General features: G+C 44.3%; 1 protein-coding gene. It reads left to right on the forward strand.

Annotated elements, in window-relative coordinates; translation table 11 throughout:
* Window positions 1-148 precede the first annotated feature (148 nt).
* Window positions 149-946: isopeptide-forming domain-containing fimbrial protein (locus LFLEISCH_RS14315; protein ID WP_007478074.1), on the forward strand; the 798-nt coding region annotated here is incomplete at its 3' end.

The raw sequence follows: 946 nt of genomic DNA on the forward strand, positions 1-946 counted from the left end.
TCCCCGAAATCAAAGGGAACCAAACGGTCCAATCACAGTTTAAGGCCAAAGTGACATCAGGGAACACGACGGTACCATCACGAATATCGCCACTTTAGTCGATCCGGCTGATGAAAGCCATCCACAAAAACCACAAGCAGATATTCAAGTGGTGGATTCCAAAGGCCTTCTTAAGTCAAACAAAAAAGTGGATCATCATGATGTAAAACAAAATGAAGAAGTCACATACACGATTGAAGCAACCAATAGTTTAGACCATACGACCTTACATAATATACGTGTGAGTGACCCACTTCCCGCGGGCGTAGAACTGGTACCCGGAAGCTTAAAGGTAGATGGACAAGCAGCCATAAATGAAGGAGACCCAGGACAAATCAAGACAGTGATCTCCGAAATCAAAGGGAACCAAACGGTTCCAATCACGTTTAAGGCCAAAGTGACAAAAGCAACAGACGGTACCATCACGAATATCGCCACTTTAGTCGATCCGGCTGATGAAAGCCATCCACAAAAACCACAAGCAGATATTCAAGTGGTGGATTCCAAAGGCCTTCTTAAGTCAAACAAAAAAGTGGATCATCATGATGTAAAACAAAATGAAGAAGTCACATACACGATTGAAGCAACCAATAGTTTAGCCAATACAACCTTGCATAATATACGCGTGAGTGACCCACTTCCTGCGGGTGTAGAACTGGTACCCGGAAGCGTAAAGGTAGATGGACAAGCAGCCATAAATGAAGGAGACCCGGGACAAATCAAGACAGTGATCCCCGAAATCAAAGGGAACCAAACGGTTCCAATCACGTTTAAGGCCAAAGTGACAAAAGCAACAGACGGTACCATCACGAATATCGCCACTTTAGTCGATCCGGCTGATGAAAGCCATCCACAAAAACCACAAGCAGATATTCAAGTGGTGGATTCCAAAGGCCTTCTTAAGTCA

The sequence above is a fragment of the Listeria fleischmannii subsp. fleischmannii LU2006-1 genome (genome assembly GCF_000344175.1).
GTDB classification, from domain to species: domain Bacteria; phylum Bacillota; class Bacilli; order Lactobacillales; family Listeriaceae; genus Listeria; species Listeria fleischmannii.